The following is a 22505-nucleotide window of genomic DNA, read 5'->3' as shown; positions in this document are numbered from 1 at the left end:
CCTTGGTCCATGTCATAGTGCATATACATGTCGGGGGACATGGACCGCGCGGATCGTCCCGCCGGTTCCCACGTCGGTGCGATCCGCACCGACGCCGCGATCGCGGCACACGCCGTCACGCCCGCCATCCGTGCGGGCGCAGCACCACGGCGCGCTCGCGCGCCACGAGAGGATTCCCATGAACACCCACGATGGATTCGACGACCACGACCACGACCGGCCCGCCGACTCGAACGGCGCGAACGACGCCCGCGAGACGCCGGCACCCGGCATCCGACCCCTCGGCTTCTGGCTGAAGGTCGTCGACCGGCGCATCGCCGCCGAGGTCGACGCCGCATTCGCCGACCAGGAGGCCGACCTGCGCGACTGGCGCCGGCTCAACCTGATCGCCGGCGAGGTCCGCGACGAACGCCTGGAGGCACGACTCGCCGCCCGCCCGCACAAGCTCGACGACCTCGTCGAGCGCGGCTGGGTCGCCGGCGAGCCCGGCACCTGGTCGCTGACCGACGCCGGGCGCGAGGCGCTCGACGCGCTCACCGAGCGCGTGCAGGTCGTGCGCGACCGCGTGCGCTCGGCCGTCTCCGACGAGGACTACGCGACCACGATCGCCTCGCTCGAGGCCATCGCGCGCGAGCTCGGCTGGGACGAGTCGTCGCCCGAGCCTCGAGGCCGGCGCGGTCGGCGACGCCCCGGGTTCGGCGGCGGCTTCGGACCCGGCTTCGGGCCCGCGCCCTGGATGCGCCGCGGCGGACGCCGGGGCATGCCGCCCTGGGCCGCCGGCGCTCCGTACGGCGAGCCGATGCGGCATCCGTCGGCGTTCGACGACTCCCGCGGTCACGACGTCGACCCGTGCGAGCACCCGCACGACCGGCGCCGCGGCGGTTACGGTCGCGGCCGCCGGCGCGACGACCTCCACGTGCACGTCCACCTGCACCACGACGGCGCGCACGACCACGGCGACCGCTGACCCGTCGCCCGGACTCGACGCCGCGGCGCGGCCGGGCTACCGCTCGGTCGCGCCGCGCGCGTTGTAGACGACCGCGTCCGAGGCGCCGAACGCGCGGAACACCTCGATGGCCTCGTCGCGGCGCACGCCCGAGTGCACGCGGATGCCGCGGCGTTCGAACTCGCCCATCCAGTCGAGCGGCATCGGCCCCTCGTCGAAGCCGGTGAGCCGCTCGCACTCCTCGCCGTCGCCCGCGAGGACGAGCCGGCGCACGCCCGACCACATGGTCGCGCCGTAGCACATGACGCACGTCGCCCAGTTGACGACGAGCTCGAGTTCGGCGCCGCCCGCACCCAGGTCCCAGCGGCCGAGCCGTCGTTGCGCGAGCGAGAGCGCGGTCACCTCGGCGTGCAGCGAGCTCAGCCCGCTCGAGAGCACGATGTTGACCCCCGCCGAGACCAATTCACCGGATGCCGCGTCGACGACGAGAGCGGCGAACGGCCCGCCGCTGCCCTCCCGCCAGTTCCGGTCCGCGAGCTCGATCGCGAGCGCCATCCGCGCGTCGTCGTCGGGGAGCGGTTCGGCCGCGATCCGTGGGAGTTCGGCGACCAGCCAGTCGGGCAGCGCGGCGGAGAAGGACGACGTCGGCGTGGCATCCATGCGCCCATTCTCCACCCGCGACGCGACTAGGGCGCCTTCTGGTCCTCGGTGCCCGACAGCCGCTGCGCGAGCCAGATCGGGATGATCGAGACGAGCACCAGCACGACCGCGATGACCGACACGATGGGCGCCTGGTTCGGCCGGAACATGTTGTTCAGGATGAAGATCGGCAGGGTCGTGACCCCCGATCCGGCCGTGAACGTCGTCACGATGATCTCGTCGAACGACAGCGCGAACGCGAGCAGGCCGCCCGCGAGGAGCGCCGAGCGCAGCTGCGGGAAGGTCACCAGGCGGAAGGTCGTCCAGACACCGGCGCCGAGGTCGGCCGACGCCTCCTCGAGCTTCGTGCCCGTGCGGCGCAGTCGCGCGATCACGTTGTTGAACACGGTCACGATGCAGAACGTGGCGTGGGCGATGATCACCGTCCAGATCGACAGCGGCACGCCCATGATCGTGCGGAAGAAGTTGTTCAGCGCGATACCGGTGATGATGCCGGGCAGCGCGATCGGCAGGATGACGAGCAGGTCGACGGTGTGGCGGCCGAAGAAGTCGAACCGCTGCAGCGCGAACGAGATGAGCGTGCCGAGCACGAGGGCGATCGCGGTCGAGACGATCGCGACGAACACGCTCGTGCCGACCGCCTCCATCGCGCCCGCCGACTGGAAGGCGCGCTGCCACCACTCGAGCGTGAAGCCGGGCGGCGGCCAGCTGAGCGAGGTCGACGTCGAGAAGGAGTTCACGAGCACGACGCCGAGCGGCACGTACACGATCACGAGGATGAGGCCGGCGACGACGGCGAGCGTCGTGCGCGAGAGTCGGGAGAGTCGCATCCGTCGCCCCTTAGAGGTTGTCGAGGGCGCCCGTGCGACGCACGAGCGCGAGGTAGCCGAAGATGATCGCGATCGGGATGAGCGCGATCGCCGCCGCGAGCGGCAGGTTGTTGGCCGCGCCCACGTTCGTGTAGACGAGGTTTCCGAGCATCTGGCTCGCGCCGCCCACGATGTTCACCGTGATGTAGTCGCCGAGCGAGAGCGAGAAGCTGAAGATCGTGCCGGCGATGATCGCGGGCAGCGCCATGGGGAAGACGACGTGGCGGATGGTCGGCCAGGTCTTGCCCCCCAGGTCGGCGGATGCCTCGAGCAGCGAATCGGGCACGCGCTCGAGCCCGGCGAAGATCGGCAGGATCACGTACGGCAGCCACAGGTACGACAGCGTGATGACCGTGGCGGGCAGGCCGTAGCCGGGCGTGTGCAGGCCGAACGGCGCGAGCACCCACTCGAGGATGCCGTCCTGCGAGAGCACCGACCGCCAGGCGTAGGCCTTGACGAGGTAGCTCGCCCAGAGCGGCATGAGCACCGCGATGACGAGGATGCGGCGAGCTCGCGGGGAGGCGACCTTCGCCATGTAGAACGCGATGGGCAGGGCGAGGGCGACGTCGATGACCGTGACGAGGAGCGCCACGCCGATCGTGCGGAGGGTGACCGTCTGGTAGAGCGAGCCGGTGAGCACCGTGACGATGTTGTCGAGCGTCCAGTCGGTCGTGATCTCGCCGGTGAAGCTGTTCACCGACCAGAACGCGGTGACGAGCAGCGCGGCGAGCGCGACGACGTAGACGAGGCCGAGCCAGAACAGCGGGGCGGCGAGCAGGAACCCGAGCCGCACACGCGGGTGCGAGCTCAGGAAGACCGACGCACGGCGGGCGGGCGTCGCCTTCGGCCTGGGGATGCCGCGGCGGGGCGGGCCGTCCGGGGCGGGGCCGGTCGAGGAGCCGACGGATGCGGGTGCCGTCGCGTTCATCGTCATGCTGCTTCCTGTCGGGTGGTGCTCGGGGGAAACTGGGGTGTGCGGGCCGGGGAGCGTGCTCCCCGGCCCGCGCGGGCGGTCAGGTCAGCCCTTGATCTCCTGCCACGCAGCGGTCCACTGCGCGTAGTCGACGCACTCGACGTCGGTGCGACCGTCGACGCACTCGGCGATCGGGGTCGTCCAGTACCAGATCTGCGAGGCGTACTCCTCGTCACCGGCGTGGTAGGCCTCGCAGTCCTCGCGGTACTCGCAGGCCTCCTGGCTCGAGGGCGCCTCGCCGAAGTAGGCGGTCGCGGTCGCGTTCGCCTCCGGGCTGGCGATGTAGTCGAGCCACATGTAGGCGCAGTTCACGTTGGCCGCGTCGGAGGCGACCATCCAGGTGTCCGACCATCCGGTCGCGCCCTCCTCGGGGAGGACGACCTCGGTCGGTGCACCCTCGCCCGCGAGGACGTTCTGGATGACCTGCCAGGTCGTGCCCACGACCGAGTCGCCGGTGGTGAAGGCCTGGATCTCCTTGAGGTAGTCGCTCCAGTACTCGCCGACGTGCTCGCGCTGCGCCTTCAGGAGGTCGACCGCGGCCTGGAACTGCTCCTCGTCGAGGGCGTAGGGGTTCTCGATGCCGAGTTCGGGCTGGTGGGCCATCAGGTAGACCGCGGCGTCGGCGATGTAGATCGGCGAGTCGTACGCGGTCACCTTGCCGGTGTTCTCCCCGGCGCCGTCGAACACGACGTCCCACGAGGTGGGAGCCTCGGCGAAGGTCTCCGTGTTGTACATCAGGAGGTTGGCGCCGTAGCCGTGGGGCACGCCGTAGCTCTGCCCGTCGACCGAGTTCCACTCCTTCTCCTTGAGGAAGGAGAAGATGCCCTCGTAGTTCGGGATGAGGTCGGTGTTCACCGGCGCGACGTCGCCGCCGGCGATGAGGCGGAGGGTCGCGTCGCCCGAGGCGGCGACGACGTCGTACTCGCCGGTCTTCATCAGGTTCACGGCCTCGTCGGAGGTGCCGTAGGTCTTCGAGGTGACCTCGCAGCCCGTCTCCTCCTCGAAGGGCGTGACCCAGTCGACCGTCGGGTCATTCGTGCCGTCCTCGACGTAGCCGGGCCACGCGAGGATCGAGACCTGGCCCTCGGCCTCGCCGAGCTCGGTGAGGGTATCGTCCGTCGACGCGGAGTCGCCGCCCGACGTGGTACCGCAGGCGGTCAGGGTGAGCAGGGCGATCGAGCCGATCGCCAGGCCGACGGTCGCGCCGCGGCGCGCCGTGCGCGGGGTGCGCATCATGGTTCTCTCCTGGTTTCTCTTGGTGGGTGGAGGTGGTGCGTCTAGGCGGCCGGTGCGGATGCGACATCCGCCCCGCCGAGCGCGACGACGTCGTCGTCGTGCCAGCTGACGACCACGCGATCGCCGCGTTCGTCGTCGTGGACCCGGTTGCGGTCGTTCTGCTCGAGCACGCTCACGCGCACGCCGGCGTCGAGGTCGACGACGAGGCGGATGCCGCTGCCGAGGTAGATGGTCTCGACGACGGTGCCCGGGGCGTTGCGCACGTCGGCGCCGGTCTCGCCCGAGCCGACGGACATCTTCTCGGGGCGCACGGAGTGGACGCCGCCGCGACCGAGGAGCTCGCGCGAGACCGCGTCGTCGAAGAGGTTCGACGTGCCGACGAAGTCGGCGACGAAGCGCGAGGTGGGCCGCTCGTAGAGCTCGGCGGGCGTGCCGAGCTGCTCGATGCGGCCGTCGTTGAACACGGCGACACGGTCGGAGAGCGTGAGCGCCTCCTCCTGGTCGTGCGTGACGAAGATGAAGGTGATGCCGAGGTCGCGCTGGATCTCCTTCAGCTCGACCTGCATCTGCTCGCGGAGCTTCAGGTCGAGTGCGCCGAGCGGCTCGTCGAGGAGCAGCACCTTGGGCTCGACCACGGTCGCGCGGGCGAGCGCGACGCGCTGGCGCTGGCCGCCGGAGAGCTGCGACGGCTTGCGGTCGGCCATCTGCTCGAGGCGCACCGAGGCGAGCGCCCGGCGGGCGCGCTCGACGCGCTCCTTGCGGCCGATGCCGCGCACGCGCAGGCCGTAGGCGACGTTCTCGAGCACGCTCATGTGCGGGAAGAGCGCGTAGTCCTGGAACACCGTGTTCACGTCGCGGTCGAACGGCGCGCGCTTGGTGACGTCGTCGCCGAAGAGCTCGATGGTGCCGCCCGTGGGCTGTTCGAACCCGGCGATGAGCCGGAGCACGGTCGTCTTGCCCGAGCCGGACGGACCGAGCATGGAGAAGAACTCGCCCGCGGCGATCTCGAGGTCGACGTGGTCGACGGCGGTGACGGCGCCGAACTCCTTGGTGAGTCCGGTGAGCCGGATGGCCGGCTGCAGGTCGGTCATGGGCCTCTCCTTCGATGGCGTGGTTCCTAATCCTATGAATCCATATGTCATAGTCCAGAGGTCCGTGTTACGGTCTCATCACGGATTCGCCGGCGACCGTCCCCAGTCCGGGGGGTGAGGGGATCCGCGGGCGCTCGATCGAGGAGGACGGATGCCGCACGCCACCGCGCGCGCCGACGCCGCCCGCGCCGTCGTCTTCTCCCCGCTCGAGGGCGCCGGCAGGGCAGAGCTCGTCGAGCAGCGCCTCACCGACGCGATCGCGTCGGGCGTGCTCCGCGACGGCGAACGCCTCCCGAGCGAGGCCGACCTCGCCAAGCTCCTCGGCGTCGCCCCGGTGACCGCGCGCGAGGCGCTCGTCGCCCTCCGGCACAAGGGACTCGTGCGCACGCGCCGCGGACGCGACGGCGGCAGCTTCGTCACCTACGACGACGACCTGTCGCTGCGCCTCACCGAGGAGCGCGTCCGGGCGCTCAGCCGCATCGAGCTGCGCGACCTCTCGCTGCACTACGCCGCCATCGCGGGCATGGCCGCCGAGGTCGCCGCCGACCGTGCGAGCGACGACGACCTGCAGAGCCTCGTCGAGATCGACGCCCGGGCCGACCTCGCGTCGCCGGGCGGCGCGCGTCGCGCCGTCGGCCGGTTCCAGCTCGAGGTCGCCGCCATCAGCCAGTCCCCCCGGCTCGTGCACGAGGAGCTGCGCCTGCAGGCCGAAGCGGGCGCCCTGCTCTGGCTCTGCCTGCGCGAACAGGAGTACCGTGACCGCACGAGGGAACACCGCCTCGAGGTGATCGACGCGATCAGGGCGGCGGATGGCACGGCCGCCCGCCGGGCGACCACGACGCACATCGGCTCGGCGGTGGAATGGCTCATCGACGAGAAGGTGCGGCTCGAGACGTCGGCACCGTCGATCGCCCGTGAGGAAGGGAGCGCGCCATGACGCAGGCCGTCGCCGCGGGCGCCACCGCGATCGCGACCAGCATCGCGGAGGTCATCGACCCCGTGTTCGCCCTGATCGACGCGTGGCGGGACGCGCTCGAGGAACGTCTCGCCGCGGAGCCCGAGCCGCGGGCCGCCGAACTGGACCCCGTCGTCGCGGCGACCGTCGCCGCCGAGCTCGACCGCGCGGGAACGCTCATCACCGGCGCCGGATTCGTCGCTGCACCCGGCTACCTCGCCGACGCGCCGTGGCACCTCGCCTGGTGGCTCAGCGACGGCAACCCGTTCCGCGGCGTGCCGGCACGCGGCATCCGTCGCCTCGACGCGGTGAGCGACCCCGACGCCGAGGCCTTCCGCGACTACACCACGCTCGAGTGGTGGCGCGTGCCGGAGCGCACCGGCTCCCGGCACCTGACGGGCCCCTACGTCGACTACCTGTGCACCGACGACTACACCGTGACGGTGACGACGCCCGTGTCGGTCGCCGGCGACATGGTCGGGCTCGTGGGGGCCGACATGTACGTGGCGCGGCTGGAGCAGGTGCTGCTGCCCGTGCTCCACGGCGCCGAGCGCACCCTCACCGTCGTGAACGCGTCCGGCCGCATCGTCACCTCGACCGACGCGCATCGCGCGACCGGCGCCCTGCTGCGCCTCGAGGGGCTGCCCGACGCACTCGCGCCCCTGCGCGAGGCGGAGGCCGACGGCCGCGTCACCGGCGCGCTGCGCCTGCCGGGCGGCGCCGACGTCGTGCCCTGCGGCGACACGTCGCTGGCGGTCGTCGCCGAGTAGGCGCATCAGCTCGCCGGTCACCATGCCGGAACCTCCGCTCGCTAAGGTGAGGGCCAGCGGAACGGGATGCGCACGTGCGATCGCGTGCGACTGACGAGAGGCCGGCGCTCGCTCGTGACCACCACGATCAGGCAGAAGCAGGCCCGCAGGCGACGCGGGCGCGCCGTCGCCTATGCCGCGGTGACCGTCGCCTGGGCCCTGACCGTCTGGCTCAGCGCGATCGTCGCCCCGCCGGACTGGCTGCACGGCGCGGCCCTGTTCGTGCACCTCGCGTCGCTCGTGGTCGGCCTCGGCGCCGTGCTCATGATCGAGTGGCACGCGCTGCTCTGGGCGACCGGGTGGAGCAGCGTCCGGGAACTCCGGCAGGCCGACCGCACGATGATCCTCCCGGTCTGGGCGGGGCTCGTCGGGCTGCTCGCGAGCGGGGCGCTGCTCGAGCCCGACCTGACCGCGACGGCGACGCAGGTGAAGCTCGTCGCCGTCCTCGTGCTCAGCCTCAACGGGGTCGCACTGACCCGCTGGACCTCCGGCCTCGGGCGACTCCCCGCGAATGCCCGCTTCCGCTCGCTCCCGCGGCGGGCGCGCGTCTGGTTCGCGGCGAGCGCGGTCGTGTCGCAGACGGCCTGGTGGACGGCCGTGGTCGTCGGGCTGCTCAACGCGACCGGGTGAACGTCCGTCCAACCCGCAACCCGCAACCCGCGACCCGCGACCCGCGACGCGCGGACGAGGGCGCGGGTCGCCGGCGCACCGGGCCCGGCTGCGGACCTTCCCTGCCGCGTCACGGTCAGCTGAGCTAGGCTCACGAACGAGCCAGCCGCCCCGACTGGAGGACCGATGCCCGACGCACCGAGCAACGTCCCGGCCCGACGCGATCGCCGTCAGCTGCGCGAAGAGCGCCGACGCCGACGCCGCCGGGGCGCGTGGCTCGCCGTCGCCGCGGGCATCGTCGCCGTCCTCGTCATCGGCGGCGCGGTGACCGCCCTGGTCATGGTGAACCGGGGCGGCACGGCGGCCGCGCCGAGCCAGCCCGCCGAACCCGACCCCATCGTCTTCCCCGACGACGAACCCGCGGCCGAGGCGGGCGACGAGCCGTGCACGGCGGTCCCGGTGCTGTCGTCCTTCGAGAACGCCGAGATGGTCGAACGGCTCGCAGAGGCGTACAACGCCGAACCGCGCGACGTCGAGGGCTCGTGCGTCACGGTCGTGGCGTCGAAGGACAAGTCGGGCATCGCGGCCGAGGAGGCCGCCGTCGGATTCTCCGAGGCCGCCGAGGACGAGCGGCCCGTCGTCTGGATCCCGGACGCGCGGTCGTGGCTCGGCGTCGCCCGCGAGGCGGGCGGATCGGCGAACGTCCCCGCCGAGGGGACGAGCGTCGGGTCGTCCGACATCGTGCTCGCCATGCCCGAGCCCCTCGCTGCGGCGATCGGCTGGGACGAGGAGCCGCCGACCTGGTCCGAGGTGTTCGCGACCGCAGACGACGCCGACGTCTGGGCCGACCTCGACCACCCTGAGTGGGGCGAGTTCAAGCTCGGCAAGACCAGCCCCGTGATCGCCAGCTCGGGCGAGGCCGCCATGCTCGCGTCGTACGGTGCCGCCGCCGGCTCGGTCGCCGACCTCACGGCCGACGACATCGCCGACGACGAGGTCACCGACGAGGTGAAGCAGCACGAGCTCGCGACGAGCCACTACATGGCCACGCCGGAGCACTTCCTCTGGCACGCCAGGCAGGCCGCCGACGCGGGCGGCTCGGCCGCCGACTTCCTCTCGGCCGTGATCGTCGACGAGAAGTCGGTGTGGGACTACAACCGGGGCATCACGAGCCGCGACGGCGTCACGCGCATCGAGGCCGACCCGCCCTCCGAGCAGCTCGTGCCGATCTACCCGGCCGACGGCCACTACGTCGCCGACAACCCGGCGGTGGTGCTCACGGGAGCCTGGGTCGACGAGGCCGAGGCCGCCGCAGCCGAGGACTTCCTTCGGTTCGCCGGCACGGCGGAGGGGCAGGCGATCGTGCGCGACGCGGGCTACCGCGACCTCAACCGCGAGCTCGACAGTGAGGTCGCGGAGGTGGGTGCGCTCGCCGAGACCCCCGAGTCGGGCCTCGCCTTCCCCCAGCCGCAGGTCGTCGTCGCGATGCACGAGGCGTTCCCCGACGTGCGCAAGCGCGCGAACGTGCTGTTCCTGCTCGACGTGTCGGGCTCGATGAGCGACCCCATCGAGACGGGCGAGACGAAGCTCGAGGCCGCGAAGCAGGCGATCGAGCTGTCGCTGGACCACTTCTCCGACGGCGACCACGTCGGGCTCGCTGCGTTCTCCGAGGTCGACGCACGACCTCTCGCGCCGGGCGAGGTCAGCGCCGTCGACGACATCGCCGACACCCGCGACCGCTTCGAGTCGGCCCTCGCGAAGCTGAAGCCGATCGAGTGGACGCCCCTGTACGAGGCGGTCGACACCTTCGCGAAGCGCCAGGCCGACGACTACGACCCCGACCGCATCAACGCGATCGTGCTGCTCAGCGACGGGCGCAACGAGACCGAGGCGCCGAGCACGTCATCGAAGCAGATGCTCGACACGCTCGAGGAGCTGCACCACTCGACCCCCGTGCTCGTCTTCACGCTGGCCTACGGCGCCGACGCCGACGTGAAGACCCTGCAGTCGATCTCGAGCGCGACGGGCGCCCACTACTACGACGCGACCGACCCGACCGAGGTCGACGAGGTGCTCGGTGACCTCGTCACGAGCTTCTAGCCGCCACCGGCGGTCGAGGAGGACGCGAAGCGCCCATACCGAGACCCGCCGTGATCAGTGCGCATGCGGCCCGCCGCTCTGCGAGCATGAACGGATGACGCAGCTCCCCGCCCTCGTCGGCATCTCGCACGGCACCTCGTCGCCCGAGGGTCGGCGCGCGGTGCGCGGCCTGCACGTCGCCGTCGCCGAGGCGATGGCGCAGCGGCATCCGGATGGCACGCCGGGCGTTCGGCTCGGACACGTCGACGTCGAGCAGCCCGACGTGCCGGCGACGCTCGCGTCGCTCGCCGACGGCGAGCCGGCAGTGGTGGTGCCGCTGCTGCTGTCGGCGGGCTACCACGTGTACGTGGACCTCACCGAGGCGGTCGCGGAGGAGACGTCGCGCCCGGTCGTGCTGGCCGGTGCGCTCGGGCCGGACGACCGGCTCGCGACGCTCCTGCTGCGGCGCCTGCACGAAGCCGGGCTCCGAGAGGGCGACGCGATCGTCCTCGCCGTCGCGGGCTCGAGCGACCGGCGCGCGGTCGTCGACTGCGTCGAGCAGGCGCGGCGGCTCGCGGCGGCATCCGGTCGCGAGGTCCCGGTCGGGTTCCTGTCGGCGGCCGAGCCGCGCCTGCCCGACGCGGTCGCGGCGGCGCGAGCCTCACTCGGCGACCGGGGCCGCGTGGTCGTCGCGAACTACCTGCTCGCGCCCGGGTACTTCGACGACCTCGCGCGGGCGGCCGGGGCGGAGGTCACGGCAGCGCCGCTGCTCGTGCCCGACGAGCCTGCGCCGCGGGAACTCGTGGACGTCGTGCTCGACCGCTACGCGGCATCCGCTCGCTCGCTCGCCTGACGCGGCCCCGCACGCCCTCGCGCCGGCCGACGCCGGTCACTCGTGCTCGGGCAGCAGCGGCGCCTCCACGCCGGGATCGCGGCCGAGCTGCGCGGCCCGCGCGACGGAGGCCGCACCGAAGCGGTCACGCACCGCGTCGAGCACCGTGTCGAGGCGCACGCCGTCGTTCCAGTCGATCGGCAGCTCCGGCTGCACGGCGTCGGCGCGCGCCAACTGCGACAGCGAGACGCCGATGAGCGTGATGCCGCGCTCGGCGATCACGGGGTGCGCTGCGACGAGCAGCCCTCGTGCGACGTCGAGCAGCACCGCGGTGCGGTCGGTCGGGGATCGGAGGGTGCGCGACCGGGTGGCCTTCGCGTAATCGCCGTAGCGGAGCCGCAGCGCGACCGTGCGGCACGCCCGGTCCTTGTCGCGGAGGCGCCGGGCGAGCCGGTCGACGATCTGGGAGAGGATGACCTCCAGTTCGTCGGGCGAGCGCGGACGGGTGCCGAGCGCACGCTGGGAGCCGATGGACCCGCGGCGCCGCGTCGAGTCCACCGGCCTCGGGTCGCGCAACCGGGCAAGGGCATGCAGGTGCGCGCCGGTCGCCCGGCCCAGCAGCCGCTCGGCGGCATCGCCTTCGAGCTCGGCGAGCTGCCCGACCGTGCGGATGCCGAGCCGGTGCAGCTTCTCGGCAGTGACCGCGCCGACGCCCCACAGCCGTTCGACCGGCAACGGGAGCAGGAACGCCGCCTCGCGCTCGGGCTCGACCACCAGCAGCCCGTCGGGCTTGCTGACGGCGCTCGCGACCTTCGCCAGGAACTTGGTCCGCGCGATGCCGACCGAGATCGGCAGCCCGACCTCCGAGCGGACGCGCTCGCGGAGTCGCGCGGCGACCTGCTCCGGCGTGCCGGCGATGCGTCGGAGGCCCCCGACCTCGAGGAACGCCTCGTCGATCGAGAGCCCCTCGACCATCGGCGTCGTGTCGCGGAAGATCTCGAACACGGCCCTGCTCGCCGCCGAGTACGCATCCATCCGCGGCGGCACGACCACCGCGTCCGGGCACAGGTCGCGCGCCTGCCGACCGCCCATCGCGGTGCGCACCCCGCGAGCCTTGGCCTCATAGCTCGCCGCCAGCACCACGCCGCCGCCCACGATGACCGGTCGGCCGCGCAGCTCGGGGGCGTCGCGTTGCTCGACCGAGGCGTAGAACGCATCGAGATCCGCATGCAACACGGTCGCCTCGCCCCGCACTCGCGTCCTCCCGCCCTCCGTCCTGCGGATCGTCCCACGCACCGGCGACACGGCGCCGTGCGCCCGGTCGCGGCATCCGCGCCCCGGCGCGTGACGGACTGCGACGGGATGTGACGCCGTGCGACACGGGGTGACCGAACGTGACGGGGCGACCTACCGGCATCCGCTCGGGCCTCGTACCTTCGTCAACCACGTGCCCCGAACGGGGCGCGGGACGAGAGGGGGAACCGTGACGATCGAGACGACGGATGCCGCGCCGCGCGCGCCGCGCACCGAGCGCGCCGAGCGTCCCGCGCGCGCCGATCGGGCGGCTCGCGACATCCGCCCGCCCCGCCCCTCGGCGAAGCCGAACGGGCAGTGGAAGGTCGACGGCACCACGCCCCTGAACGGCAACGAGGAGTGGAAGCAGGCCGACGGCGGCCTCGCGGTGCGCGAGCGCATCGAGCGCATCTACGCCGACGGCGGCTTCGCCTCGATCGACCCGACCGACCTGCACGGCCGCTTCCGCTGGTGGGGCCTCTACACGCAGCGCAAGCCCGGCATCGACGGCGGCCGCACCGCGACCCTCGAGCCGCACGAGCTCGAGGACGAGTACTTCATGCTGCGCGTGCGCATCGACGGCGGGCAGCTGACGACCGAGCAGCTGCGGGTCATCGGCGGCATCTCGACCGAGTTCGGCCGCGACACGGCCGACCTCACCGACCGGCAGAACATCCAGCTGCACTGGATCCGCGTCGAGGACGTGCCCGAGATCTGGCGCCGGCTCGAGGCGGTCGGCCTCGGCACGACGGAGGCGTGCGGCGACGTGCCGCGCGTCGTGCTCGGCTCGCCGGTGGCGGGCATCGCCGCCGACGAGCTCATCGACCCGACGCCGCAGATCGAGGAGATCACGAGCCGGTTCATCGGCGACGAGTCGCTCGCCAACCTGCCGCGCAAGTTCAAGTCGGCGATCACCGGCCACCCCTCGCAGGATGTCGTGCACGAGATCAACGACGTCGCCTTCGTCGCGGTCGAGCACCCGACGCTCGGCGTCGGCTACGACCTCTGGGTCGGCGGCGGACTGTCGACGGCGCCGCGGCTGGCGGAGCGGCTCGGGGTGTTCGTCGCGCCGTCGCTGGTCGCCGAGGTGTGGCACGGCGTCGCCCAGATCTTCCGCGACTACGGCTACCGGCGGCTGCGCAACAAGGCGCGCCTGAAGTTCCTGCTCGCCGACTGGGGAGTCGAGCGCTTCCGGTCGGTGCTCGAGACCGAGTACCTCGGCGCCGCCCTGCCCGACGGGCCGGCCGCGCCGGCGCCCGCGACGGTCGGCGACCACGTCGGCGTGCACCGCCAGAAGGACGGTCGGTTCTACGTCGGCGCGACGCCGATCGTCGGCCGCGTCTCCGGCCCGACGTTGACCAGGCTTGCCGACCTCGTCGAGGCGCACGGCTCCAGCCGCCTGCGGACGACGCCGCACCAGAAGGTCGTCATCCTCGACATCCCCGAGGACCGCATCGAGTCGCTCATCACCGGCCTCGACGAGCTCGGGCTCCAGGCGCGGCCCAGCCTCATCCGGCGCGGAACGATCGCGTGCACGGGCATCGAGTTCTGCAAGCTCGCCATCGTCGAGACCAAGGCGTTCGCGACGGCCGCCGTGCTCGACCTCGAGGAGCGCCTCGCCGCCTTCGACCTGCCGCACCCGATCGCGCTGCACGTGAACGGATGCCCCAACTCGTGCGCCCGCATCCAGACCGCCGACATCGGGCTCAAGGGCCAGCTCGTCACGATCGACGGCGAGCAGGTGCCGGGCTACCAGGTGCATCTCGGCGGCGGGCTCGCCTCACAGGACCGCGACGAGGCCGGCCTCGGCCGCACGGTGCGCGGACTCAAGGTCGCAGCCGACGGCATCGCCGACTACGTCTCGCGCGTGGTCACGCGGTTCCTCGAGGAACGCGACGCGGCGGCCGACGAGACGTTCGCCCAGTGGGCGCACCGCGCCGACGAGGAGGCACTCCGATGAGCGCGCGGAACCTCGGGATCGGGGCCCCCACGACCGACGCCTCCGCCCGCGCCCGCCGCTCGCCCGACGAACTGCGCGCCCTCGCCGAGGCCGGCAACACGACGCTCGGCAGCCTGACCGACCACGAGGCGTCCCCCGCCGAGGTCGTCGCGTGGGTCACGGCGAACTTCGCGACGGATGCCGCGGCCGTCGCCTGCTCGATGGCCGACGCCGCGCTCCCCCACCTGGTGTCGCAGCAGCTGCCGGGCGTCGACGTGCTCTTCCTCGACACGGGGTACCACTTCACCGAGACGCGCGTCACGCGCGACGAGGTCGCCCGGCAGCTCGACGTGCGGATCGTCGACGTGCTCCCCGAGCAGACGGTCGCCGAACAGGACGCCCGGTTCGGCGCCGAGCTCTTCGCCCGCGACCCCGGGCTGTGCTGCGCGCGCCGCAAGGTCGAGCCGCTGCAGCGCGCGCTCGGCCGCTACGAGGTCTGGTTCACGGGCGTCCGCCGCGACGAGGCGCCGACGCGCACGCTCACCCCGCTCGTCGCCTACGACGAGCGGAACGGGCTCGTGAAGGTCAATCCCGTGGCGGCGTGGACCTTCGACGACCTCCTCGACTACGCGGGCGCGAACGCCGTGCCGGTGAACCTCCTGATGTCGCACGGCTACCCCTCGATCGGCTGCGAGCCGTGCACGAAGCCCGTCGCCGCGGGCGAGGACCCGAGGTCCGGCCGCTGGGCCGGCCTCGCCAAGACGGAATGCGGGTTGCACCTATGAGCGAGAACCTGACGACGACGGTTGCCGCGGCATCCGCTGCCCGCGCCACCGACGCGAACGGCGCGACCCGTGCCCTCGACGCCCTCGACGTGCTCGAGGCCGAGGCGATCCACGTGATCCGCGAGGTCGTCGCCGAGTTCGAGCGTCCGGTCCTGCTCTTCTCGGGCGGCAAGGACTCGGTCGTGGTGCTGCACCTCGCGACCAAGGCGTTCTGGCCGGCGAAGGTCCCATTCCCGGTGCTGCACGTCGACACCGGCCACAACTTCCCCGAGGTGCTGCGGTTCCGCGACGAGACCGTCGAGCGGCTCGGCATCCGCCTCGAGGTCGCCTCGGTGCAGGACTACCTCGACGACGGCCGCCTGCAGGAGCGGGCGGACGGCACCCGGAACCCGCTGCAGACCCAGCCGCTGCTCGACGCCATCGCGGCCGGCCGGCACGACGCGGTCTTCGGCGGCGCCCGGCGGGACGAGGACAAGGCGCGCGCCAAGGAGCGCATCATCTCGCTGCGCGACGAGTTCGGCCAGTGGGACCCGCGCAACCAGCGGCCGGAGCTCTGGACGCTCTACAACGGCCGGCACACCGTCGGCCAGCACGTGCGCGCGTTCCCGATCTCGAACTGGACCGAGCTCGACGTGTGGCGCTACATCGAGCGCGAGGGCATCGCGCTGCCGCCGCTGTACTTCGCGCACGAGCGCAAGGTGTATGCCCGCGACGGCATGTGGCTCGCGGTGAGCGACGTGTCCGCGCCGCGCGAGGGCGAGCGCGTCGAGCGCCGCACCGTGCGGTACCGCACCGTGGGCGACCTCAGCTGCACGGGCGCGGTCGTCTCCGACGCCGCGACGGTGCCGGACATCGTGCGCGAGGTCGCGGCATCCACCCTCACCGAGCGCGGCGCGACGCGCGCCGACGACCGCCTGTCCGAGGCGGCCATGGAGGACCGGAAGAAGGACGGGTACTTCTGATGACGACGATCACGCCCGCCACCGGCACGCTGTTGCGCTTCGCGACCGCCGGCTCGGTCGACGACGGCAAGTCGACGCTGGTGGGCCGACTGCTGCACGACTCGAAGGCGATCCTCGCCGACCAGCTCGAGTCGGTCGCGCGCACCTCCGCCGAGCGCGGCTTCGGCGGCGAGCCCGGCGCGATCGACTTCGCGCTGCTCACCGACGGGCTGCGCGCGGAGCGCGAGCAGGGCATCACGATCGACGTCGCCTACCGGTACTTCTCGACGGGGCGCCGATCGTTCATCCTCGCCGACTGCCCCGGCCACGTGCAGTACACCCGCAACATGGTCACCGGCTCGGCCACGGCCGACGCCGTCGTCGTGCTCGTCGACGTGCGCAACGGCGTGCTCGAGCAGACCCGCCGTCACCTCGCGGTCGTGCAGCTGCTGCGCGTGCCGCACGTGATCGTCGCGGTGAACAAGATCGACCTGGTCGGCTACGACCGCGCGGCCTTCGAGGCCGTGGCGTCGGATGTCGCCGCGCTCGCGCGCGACCTCGGCATCGCCGACGCGCACACGATCCCCGTCTCGGCGCTCGCGGGCGACAACGTCGTCGAGCGCTCCGCGAACACGCCCTGGTACGACGGACCGTCGCTGCTCGAACTGCTCGAGGAGCTGAGCACGATCGACGAGCTCGAGACCGACCTCGAGGCGCTGCGCCTGCCCGTGCAGCTCGTGATCCGCCCGCAGGGCGGGCTCTCGCCCGAGCTGGCGGATGCCGCGGCCGACGCGTTCCGCGATCACCGCGCGTTCGCCGGGCGCATCGAGTCGGGCACGGTGAAGGTCGGCGACCCCGTCGAGGTGTTCCCGGCGGGCGTGCGCACGACGGTCACGGGCATCCACCGCGGCCCCGAGCCGCTCGTCGAGGCATCCGCCCCGCTCTCGGTCGCGCTCGAGCTCGCCGACCCCGTCGACGCCTCGCGCGGGGCGGTCATCGCCGCCGCCGGGTCGCTGCCCGCGCCGCGGCGCGAGCTCGACGCCGACGTGTTCCAGCTCGACGGACGCCCGCTCACGACCGGCGCGCGCGTGCTCGTGAAGCACGGCACCACGACCGTGCAGGCGATCGTCACCGACATCCGCGGACGCCTCGACCTCGACACGCTCGAGACGACGCCGACCGCGTCGCTCGCGACGAACGACATCGGGCTCGTCCGCCTGAAGCTCGCCGCCGACCTCGTCGTCGAGCCGTACGCCGCGCACCGCCGGGCGGGCGCGTTCCTCGTGATCCACCCGCAGGACGGCGCGACGCTCGCCGCCGGCATCGTCGTGGAGGCGCCGGCGTGACCCGCCGCGGGCTCGGTGCGCAGCTCGGCGAACTCGTCGCCGGCGTCGCGGTCGCCGCGGCGATCGTCATCGTGCCCGTGGTCATCGGCTCGGTCGGCCGTGCAGCCGCCGACGGGCCGGGGGCGGCAGGGGCAACGGATGCCGCGGCCCTCCGCCTCGGCTACTTCGCCAACGTCACGCACCTGCCCGCCCTCGTCGGACTGGAGACCGGCATCCTGGCCGGCGAGCTCGGCGCGACCGCGCTCGAGCCGCAGGCGTTCAACGCGGGCCCGGCCGCCGTCGAGGCGCTGAGCGCCGGGGCGATCGACGCCGCGTACCTCGGGCCGAGCCCGGCGATCAACAGCTTCGTGCAGTCGGGCGGCACCTCGCTCCGGATCGTCGCGGGCGCCGTCGGCGGCGGTGCGGCGCTCGTCGTGCGCGACGGCATCGACGACGCCGACGACCTCCGGGGTGCGACGCTCGCGACGCCGCAGCTCGGCAACACGCAGGATGTCGCGCTCCGCACCTGGCTCGCCGACCACGACCTCGAGACGTCGCCGACCGGCGGCGGCGACGTCGACGTCGTGCCGACCGACAACGCGCGAACGCTCCAGCTCTTCACGACCGGCGCGATCGACGGCGCGTGGCTGCCGGAGCCGTGGGCGTCGCGGCTCGTCATCGAGGCGGGCGCGAAGGTGCTCGTCGACGAGGCGGAGCTGTGGCCGGGCGGCGCGTTCCCGACCACGCTGCTCGTCGTGCGCACCGAGTACCTCGAGGCGCACCCCGACACGGTCGCGGCGCTGGTCGCCGGGCACGCGGCATCCGTCGACTGGATCTCGACGCACCCCGACGAGGTGCCGGCGCTCGTGAACGCTCGCCTGGCGGCCGATGCGGGCGCTCCGCTGCCCGACGCCGTGCTCGAGCGCGCGCTCGAACACGTCGCGCCGACGGTCGACCCGTTCGCGGCGACGCTGCCCGTGCTCCAGCGGAACGCCGTCGCGGCCGGGACGGCGGAAGCGGGCGACCTCGCCGGCATCCTCGACCTCGGGCCGCTCGACGCCGTTCGAGCCGCCGCCGGGCTCGACGCGCTCGACGGCGCCGGACTCGACGGGGGCACACGATGACGCGGGCACCCGCCATCCACCTCACCGGCGTCGGCAAGCAGTACGCGGCCGACGCCCCGGTCGTGCTCGACGGCATCGACCTCGCGGTCGCGCCGGGCGAGTTCGCGTGCCTGCTCGGCGCGTCGGGCTGCGGCAAGTCGACCCTCCTCTCCCTCATCGCCGGCCTCGAGCAGCCGAGCACCGGCACCATCGACGTCGACGGGCGCGCCGCGGTGATGTTCCAGGAGGCGTCGCTCGTGCCGTGGCTCAGCGCCCGACGCAACGTGGAGCTCGCGCTGCGGTTCGGCGACGGCAGCCTCTCGCGGGCCGGACGCCGCGCCCGCGCGCTCGAACTGCTCGACCTCGTGCACCTCGCGGACGCCGCCGAGAAGCGCCCGCACGAGCTCTCGGGCGGCATGCGGCAGCGCGTCGCGCTCGCGCGCGCCCTCGCGCAGGACCGGTCGGTGCTGCTCATGGACGAGCCGTTCGCCGCGCTCGACGCGATCACGCGCGACCTGCTGCACGAGGAGCTCGAGCGCGTCTGGCGCGAGACCGGCCGCACGATCTTGTTCGTCACGCACAACGTGCGCGAGGCCGCGCGGCTCGGGCAGCGCGTTCTTCTCATGTCGAGCCGTCCCGGCCGGATCGTGAACGAGTGGCGCATCGCCGACGACGGGCCGCGACGCATCGAGTCGCCGACCGTCTCCGACCTCTCGGTCGAGATCACCGAGCACCTGCGAAGGGAGATCCGCCGCAATGCCTCATGACACCCTCGCACCGCCGGTCGCCGCGAATACCGGCGTGAGCGCCGGCGCCGGTTCCGCCTCCGCCCACGACGACCTCCGCACGCTCGAGGCCGGGCTCGACCGGCTCCAGACGGATGTCGCGCGCCGCACGCCGTGGTGGCGCCGCGCGATCGACGGCGTGCTCCCGCCCGTGCTGCTCCTCGTCGTGCTCGTCGCCGCGTGGCAGGCCTACACCGTGATCGCCCAGCCGCGACCCGACCTCGCGCCCGGCCCGCTCGACGTGGCCGCCGCGCTCGGCGACGCCTGGGCCGACGGCCGCCTCCAGCTCGCCGTCGCGACGAGCCTCGAGCGCGGCGTCCTCGGCTTCCTCATCGCGGTCGCCGTCGGCACGCCGCTCGGCCTGCTGCTCGCCGAGTGGGCGCCGCTCCGACGCGCGCTCGGCCCGCTCATCTCGGGCCTGCAGGTGCTGCCGTCGGTCGCGTGGGTGCCGGCCGCGATCCTCTGGTTCGGGCTGTCGGATGCCACGGTCTACTTCGTCGTGCTCATGGGCGCGATCCCGTCGATCGTGAACGGCCTCGTCGCCGGCGTCGCCCAGGTGCCGCCGCAGCTGCGGCGGGTCGGCACGGTGCTCGGCGCGTCGCGGTTCGAGCTCGCGGCATCCGTCGTGCTGCCCGCGGCCCTGCCCGGCTACCTGGCGGGCCTCAAGCAGGGGTGGGCGTTCTCGTGGCGCTCGCTCATGGCGGCGGAGATCATCGTGATGGGCGGCTCGATGGGCTTCGGCGTCGGCTCGCTCCTGCAGCAGGGCCGGGACCTCGCCGACCTCGCGAGCGTGCTCGGCACGATCCTCGTGATCCTCGCCATCGGCGTGGTGATCGAGCTGCTCGTCTTCGCCCCGGTCGAGCGCGGGATGCTGCGCCGCCGCGGACTCACGGGAGGAACCCCATGACCGATCGCATCTTCGAGAACCGCCCGGCGGATGGCGCGGGGCGCGACGCTCAGGCGGGCGGCGCCGACCGCGGCCGCGTCGCGCTCGTCGGCGCGGGCCCCGGCGACCCCGGGCTCATCACCCTGCGGGGATTGCGTGCCCTGGAGGCCGCCGACGTGATCGTCGCCGACCGGCTCGGCGCCCGCTCCGTGCTCGACGGGCTCGCCGCCGAGGGCGTGGCACTCACCGCCGAGGTCGTCGACGTGGGGAAGCTGCCCGGCCATCACGCGGTGCCGCAGGACGCGATCAACGAGCTGCTCGTGACGCTCGCGCTGGGCGGCAAGCGCGTCGTGCGCCTGAAGGGCGGCGACCCATACGTCTTCGGACGCGGCGGCGAGGAGCTCGCGTTCTGCCGCGAGCGCGGCGTCGACGTGGAGGTCGTGCCGGGTATCACGAGCGCCGTCTCGGTGCCGGCGATCGCCGGCATCCCGCTCACCCATCGCGGCCTCGCGACGACGTTCACCGTCGTGACCGGCCACGACCAGATCCAGTCGCTCGGCGGCGGGCGCGACCACACGGTCGTGCTGCTGATGGGCGTCGGAACGCTCGCGAACTCCGCGATCACGCTCGCCCGCGGCGAGCGTGGTGCCGAGTGCCCCGTCGCGATCGTGGAGGATGGGTACGGCCCGCGGCAGCGGGTCACGATCGGCACGCTCGAGACGATCGCCCACCAGGCGGCGGTCCGGGGCGTCCGTTCGCCGGCCGTCGTGGTCGTCGGCGACGTCGTGCGGCTCAGCCCGTACGCGCCCGCCGCGCTCGCGGCATCCGCCTTCGTCGCGCCCCCGACCCTCGACTGACCCCAGCTCCCCACCGAAAGGCCATGCCCTCATGACCCTCAACCTCCGTGTCGCGATCGTCGGCGCCGGCCCCGCCGGCATCTACGCGGGCAACATCCTGCGCCGCCAGGTCGACGAGGCCGGCGGCGAGGTCGCGATCGACCTGTTCGAGTCGCTGCCCGCGCCGTACGGCCTGATCCGCTACGGCGTCGCGCCCGACCACCCGCGCATCAAGGGCATCGTGAACTCGCTGCACGAGACGCTCGACGAGGGCACGATCCGCCTGATCGGCAACGTCGAGGTAGGTCGGGATGTCACGGTCGACGAGCTGCGCGAGCGGTACGACGCCGTGATCTTCGCGACGGGTGCGCTCAAGGACGCCCCGCTCGACATCCCCGGCATCGACCTGCCCGGCTCGTACGGTGCCGCCGACCTCGTCGCCTGGTACGACGGCCACCCGGATGTCGCGCGCGACTGGCCGCTCGAGGCCGAGTCGATCGCGGTCATCGGCAACGGCAACGTGGCGCTGGATGTCGCCCGCGTGCTCGCGAAGCACCCCGCCGACCTGCTCTCGACCGACATCCCGGCGAACGTGCACGCGGGCCTGCTCGCATCGCCCGTCACCGACGTGCACGTCTTCGGACGCCGCGGCCCGTCGCAGGTGAAGTTCACGCCGATCGAGCTGCGCGAGCTCGGCGAGGTGCCCGACGTCGACATCGTCGTGTACGACGACGACTTCGACCGCGCCGAGGGCGACGAGCACGCCGCGCACCTGCTCGCGACGAACAACCAGGTCAAGGTCATGACGCGCACGCTGAACGGATGGCGCAAGCCCGCCGACTGGCAGCCCACCGCGTCGCGCCGCCTGCACCTGCACTTCTTCCACACGCCCGTCGAGGTGCTCGGCACCGACGCCGTCGAGGGCGTGCGCTTCGAGCGCACCCGCCCGGTCGGCGACGGCTCCGTCGCGGGCACCGGCGAGTTCGTCGACGTGCCCGTGCAGGCCGTGTACCGCGCCGTCGGCTACGCGAGCTCGCCGATCGAGGGCGTCCCGTTCGACGGGTCGGCCCGCGTGATCCCGAACGTCGGCGGCCGGGTGACGGATGCCTCCGGCGCCCCCGTCGCGGGCGTCTACGCGACGGGCTGGATCAAGCGCGGCCCCGTCGGCCTCATCGGCCACACCAAGGGCGACGCGCTCGAGACGATCACGAACCTCGTGGCCGACGCGCAGGCCGGCGTGCTCGCCGCACCCGGCATCGCGCCGACGGTCGACGCGGCCGGCGGGGACGAGGTGCTCGAGCTGCTCGAGGCCCGCGGCATCCGCTTCACGACCTGGAACGGCTGGCTCGCCCTCGACGCACACGAGCGCGCGCTCGGCGAGTCGTTCGAGGGACCGGTCGCGCGCGAGCGCGTGAAGGTCGTGCCCCGCGACGAGCAGGTCGCGCTGTCGCGCGCCGAAGCGCTCATCGCCGGCTGACGCCCGAACGACGACCCGGCCCGTCTCGACGGTCGTTGCGGGTGCGGTGCTCGCCGTACCCGCAACACCCGTCGGG

The 22505-nt window shown here is 73.1% G+C and carries 21 protein-coding genes; 15 read left to right on the top strand and 6 right to left on the bottom strand.

Annotated elements, in window-relative coordinates; genetic code table 11:
* Nucleotides 1-178: 178 nt before the first annotated feature.
* Complete coding sequence (locus tag ACQ393_RS12040; protein ID WP_430647077.1) at nt 179-967, top strand: hypothetical protein; 789 nt, start codon at nt 179-181, stop codon at nt 965-967.
* A gap of 36 nt (nt 968-1003) precedes the next feature.
* On the opposite strand, the gene ACQ393_RS12035 is transcribed toward ACQ393_RS12040, so the two are convergent.
* The 5 genes from ACQ393_RS12035 to ACQ393_RS12015 all read right to left on the bottom strand — a co-directional run bounded on the left by ACQ393_RS12035 (nt 1004) and on the right by ACQ393_RS12015 (nt 5775).
* Nucleotides 1004-1606 (bottom strand): nucleoside deaminase, encoded by a 603-nt coding sequence (locus ACQ393_RS12035; protein WP_430647076.1) that lies wholly within the window; start codon nt 1604-1606, stop codon nt 1004-1006.
* A 26-nt stretch (nt 1607-1632) separates the two neighbouring features.
* Entirely contained in the window at nt 1633-2436 is an 804-nt protein-coding gene (locus ACQ393_RS12030) for an ABC transporter permease (RefSeq protein ID WP_430647075.1), read from the bottom strand.
* Nucleotides 2437-2446: 10 nt separating this feature from the next.
* Nucleotides 2447-3409: an ABC transporter permease gene (locus tag ACQ393_RS12025; RefSeq protein WP_430647074.1), complete on the bottom strand. Its 963-nt coding sequence runs from the start codon at nt 3407-3409 to the stop codon at nt 2447-2449.
* Nucleotides 3410-3493: 84 nt separating this feature from the next.
* Nucleotides 3494-4684 (bottom strand): ABC transporter substrate-binding protein, encoded by a 1191-nt coding sequence (locus ACQ393_RS12020; protein WP_430647073.1) that lies wholly within the window; start codon nt 4682-4684, stop codon nt 3494-3496.
* Between the two features lie 41 nt (nt 4685-4725).
* Nucleotides 4726-5775 carry an ABC transporter ATP-binding protein gene (locus ACQ393_RS12015; protein WP_430647072.1) on the bottom strand — a complete coding sequence of 350 codons (1050 nt, stop codon included), beginning with the start codon at nt 5773-5775 and terminating at the stop codon, nt 4726-4728.
* Between the two features lie 151 nt (nt 5776-5926).
* Here ACQ393_RS12015 and ACQ393_RS12010 point away from each other — a divergent pair, with 151 nt between their 5' ends.
* The 5 genes from ACQ393_RS12010 (at nt 5927) to ACQ393_RS11990 (ending at nt 11080) form a co-directional block, all read left to right on the top strand.
* On the top strand, nt 5927-6712 hold the full coding sequence (locus ACQ393_RS12010; RefSeq protein ID WP_430647071.1) for a FadR/GntR family transcriptional regulator: 786 nt from the start codon (nt 5927-5929) through the stop codon (nt 6710-6712).
* Entirely contained in the window at nt 6709-7500 is a 792-nt protein-coding gene (locus ACQ393_RS12005; protein ID WP_430647070.1) for a cache domain-containing protein, read from the top strand. The genes ACQ393_RS12010 and ACQ393_RS12005 overlap by 4 nt, the downstream gene beginning before the upstream one ends.
* A gap of 114 nt (nt 7501-7614) precedes the next feature.
* Complete coding sequence (locus tag ACQ393_RS12000) at nt 7615-8169, top strand: hypothetical protein (protein ID WP_430647069.1); 555 nt, start codon at nt 7615-7617, stop codon at nt 8167-8169.
* A 165-nt stretch (nt 8170-8334) separates the two neighbouring features.
* On the top strand, nt 8335-10248 hold the full coding sequence (locus tag ACQ393_RS11995; protein ID WP_430647068.1) for a substrate-binding domain-containing protein: 1914 nt from the start codon (nt 8335-8337) through the stop codon (nt 10246-10248).
* A gap of 94 nt (nt 10249-10342) precedes the next feature.
* Nucleotides 10343-11080 carry a sirohydrochlorin chelatase gene (locus ACQ393_RS11990; RefSeq protein WP_430647067.1) on the top strand — a complete coding sequence of 246 codons (738 nt, stop codon included), beginning with the start codon at nt 10343-10345 and terminating at the stop codon, nt 11078-11080.
* A gap of 36 nt (nt 11081-11116) precedes the next feature.
* On the opposite strand, the gene dinB is transcribed toward ACQ393_RS11990, so the two are convergent.
* Nucleotides 11117-12313, bottom strand: coding sequence for a DNA polymerase IV (dinB, locus tag ACQ393_RS11985; RefSeq protein ID WP_430647066.1), 1197 nt, complete (start codon nt 12311-12313; stop codon nt 11117-11119).
* A gap of 229 nt (nt 12314-12542) precedes the next feature.
* On the opposite strand from dinB, the gene ACQ393_RS11980 reads away from it, so the two are divergent.
* From ACQ393_RS11980 to ACQ393_RS11940, 9 genes are read left to right on the top strand one after another with little or no spacing between them, the layout of a single operon-like run.
* Nucleotides 12543-14312 (top strand): nitrite/sulfite reductase, encoded by a 1770-nt coding sequence (locus tag ACQ393_RS11980; RefSeq protein ID WP_430647065.1) that lies wholly within the window; start codon nt 12543-12545, stop codon nt 14310-14312.
* Entirely contained in the window at nt 14309-15076 is a 768-nt protein-coding gene (locus ACQ393_RS11975) for a phosphoadenylyl-sulfate reductase (RefSeq protein WP_430647064.1), read from the top strand. Before ACQ393_RS11980 ends, ACQ393_RS11975 begins: the two co-directional genes overlap by 4 nt.
* Complete coding sequence (gene cysD / locus ACQ393_RS11970) at nt 15073-16038, top strand: sulfate adenylyltransferase subunit CysD (protein ID WP_430647063.1); 966 nt, start codon at nt 15073-15075, stop codon at nt 16036-16038. The genes ACQ393_RS11975 and cysD overlap by 4 nt, the downstream gene beginning before the upstream one ends.
* Entirely contained in the window at nt 16038-17363 is a 1326-nt protein-coding gene (locus tag ACQ393_RS11965; RefSeq protein WP_430647062.1) for a sulfate adenylyltransferase subunit 1, read from the top strand. The genes cysD and ACQ393_RS11965 overlap by 1 nt, the downstream gene beginning before the upstream one ends.
* Nucleotides 17360-18466, top strand: coding sequence for an ABC transporter substrate-binding protein (locus ACQ393_RS11960; protein WP_430647061.1), 1107 nt, complete (start codon nt 17360-17362; stop codon nt 18464-18466). Before ACQ393_RS11965 ends, ACQ393_RS11960 begins: the two co-directional genes overlap by 4 nt.
* A complete protein-coding gene (locus ACQ393_RS11955; RefSeq protein ID WP_430647060.1) occupies nt 18463-19212 on the top strand; it encodes an ABC transporter ATP-binding protein in 750 nt (249 codons plus the stop codon). Before ACQ393_RS11960 ends, ACQ393_RS11955 begins: the two co-directional genes overlap by 4 nt.
* Nucleotides 19202-20137 (top strand): ABC transporter permease, encoded by a 936-nt coding sequence (locus tag ACQ393_RS11950; RefSeq protein WP_430647059.1) that lies wholly within the window; start codon nt 19202-19204, stop codon nt 20135-20137. Before ACQ393_RS11955 ends, ACQ393_RS11950 begins: the two co-directional genes overlap by 11 nt.
* On the top strand, nt 20134-20973 hold the full coding sequence (gene cobA, locus ACQ393_RS11945) for a uroporphyrinogen-III C-methyltransferase (protein WP_430647058.1): 840 nt from the start codon (nt 20134-20136) through the stop codon (nt 20971-20973). Before ACQ393_RS11950 ends, cobA begins: the two co-directional genes overlap by 4 nt.
* A gap of 31 nt (nt 20974-21004) precedes the next feature.
* The gene (locus tag ACQ393_RS11940) at nt 21005-22429 is read left to right on the top strand and encodes an FAD-dependent oxidoreductase (RefSeq protein WP_430647057.1); all 1425 of its coding nucleotides are present in this window, start codon (nt 21005-21007) and stop codon (nt 22427-22429) included.
* Nucleotides 22430-22505 lie beyond the last annotated feature (76 nt).

Origin of the sequence: Agromyces sp. GXS1127 (assembly GCF_050565425.1) — a bacterium.
Classification (GTDB): Bacteria; Actinomycetota; Actinomycetes; order Actinomycetales; family Microbacteriaceae; genus Agromyces.
This window is presented reverse-complemented; position numbering and strand designations above follow the sequence as displayed.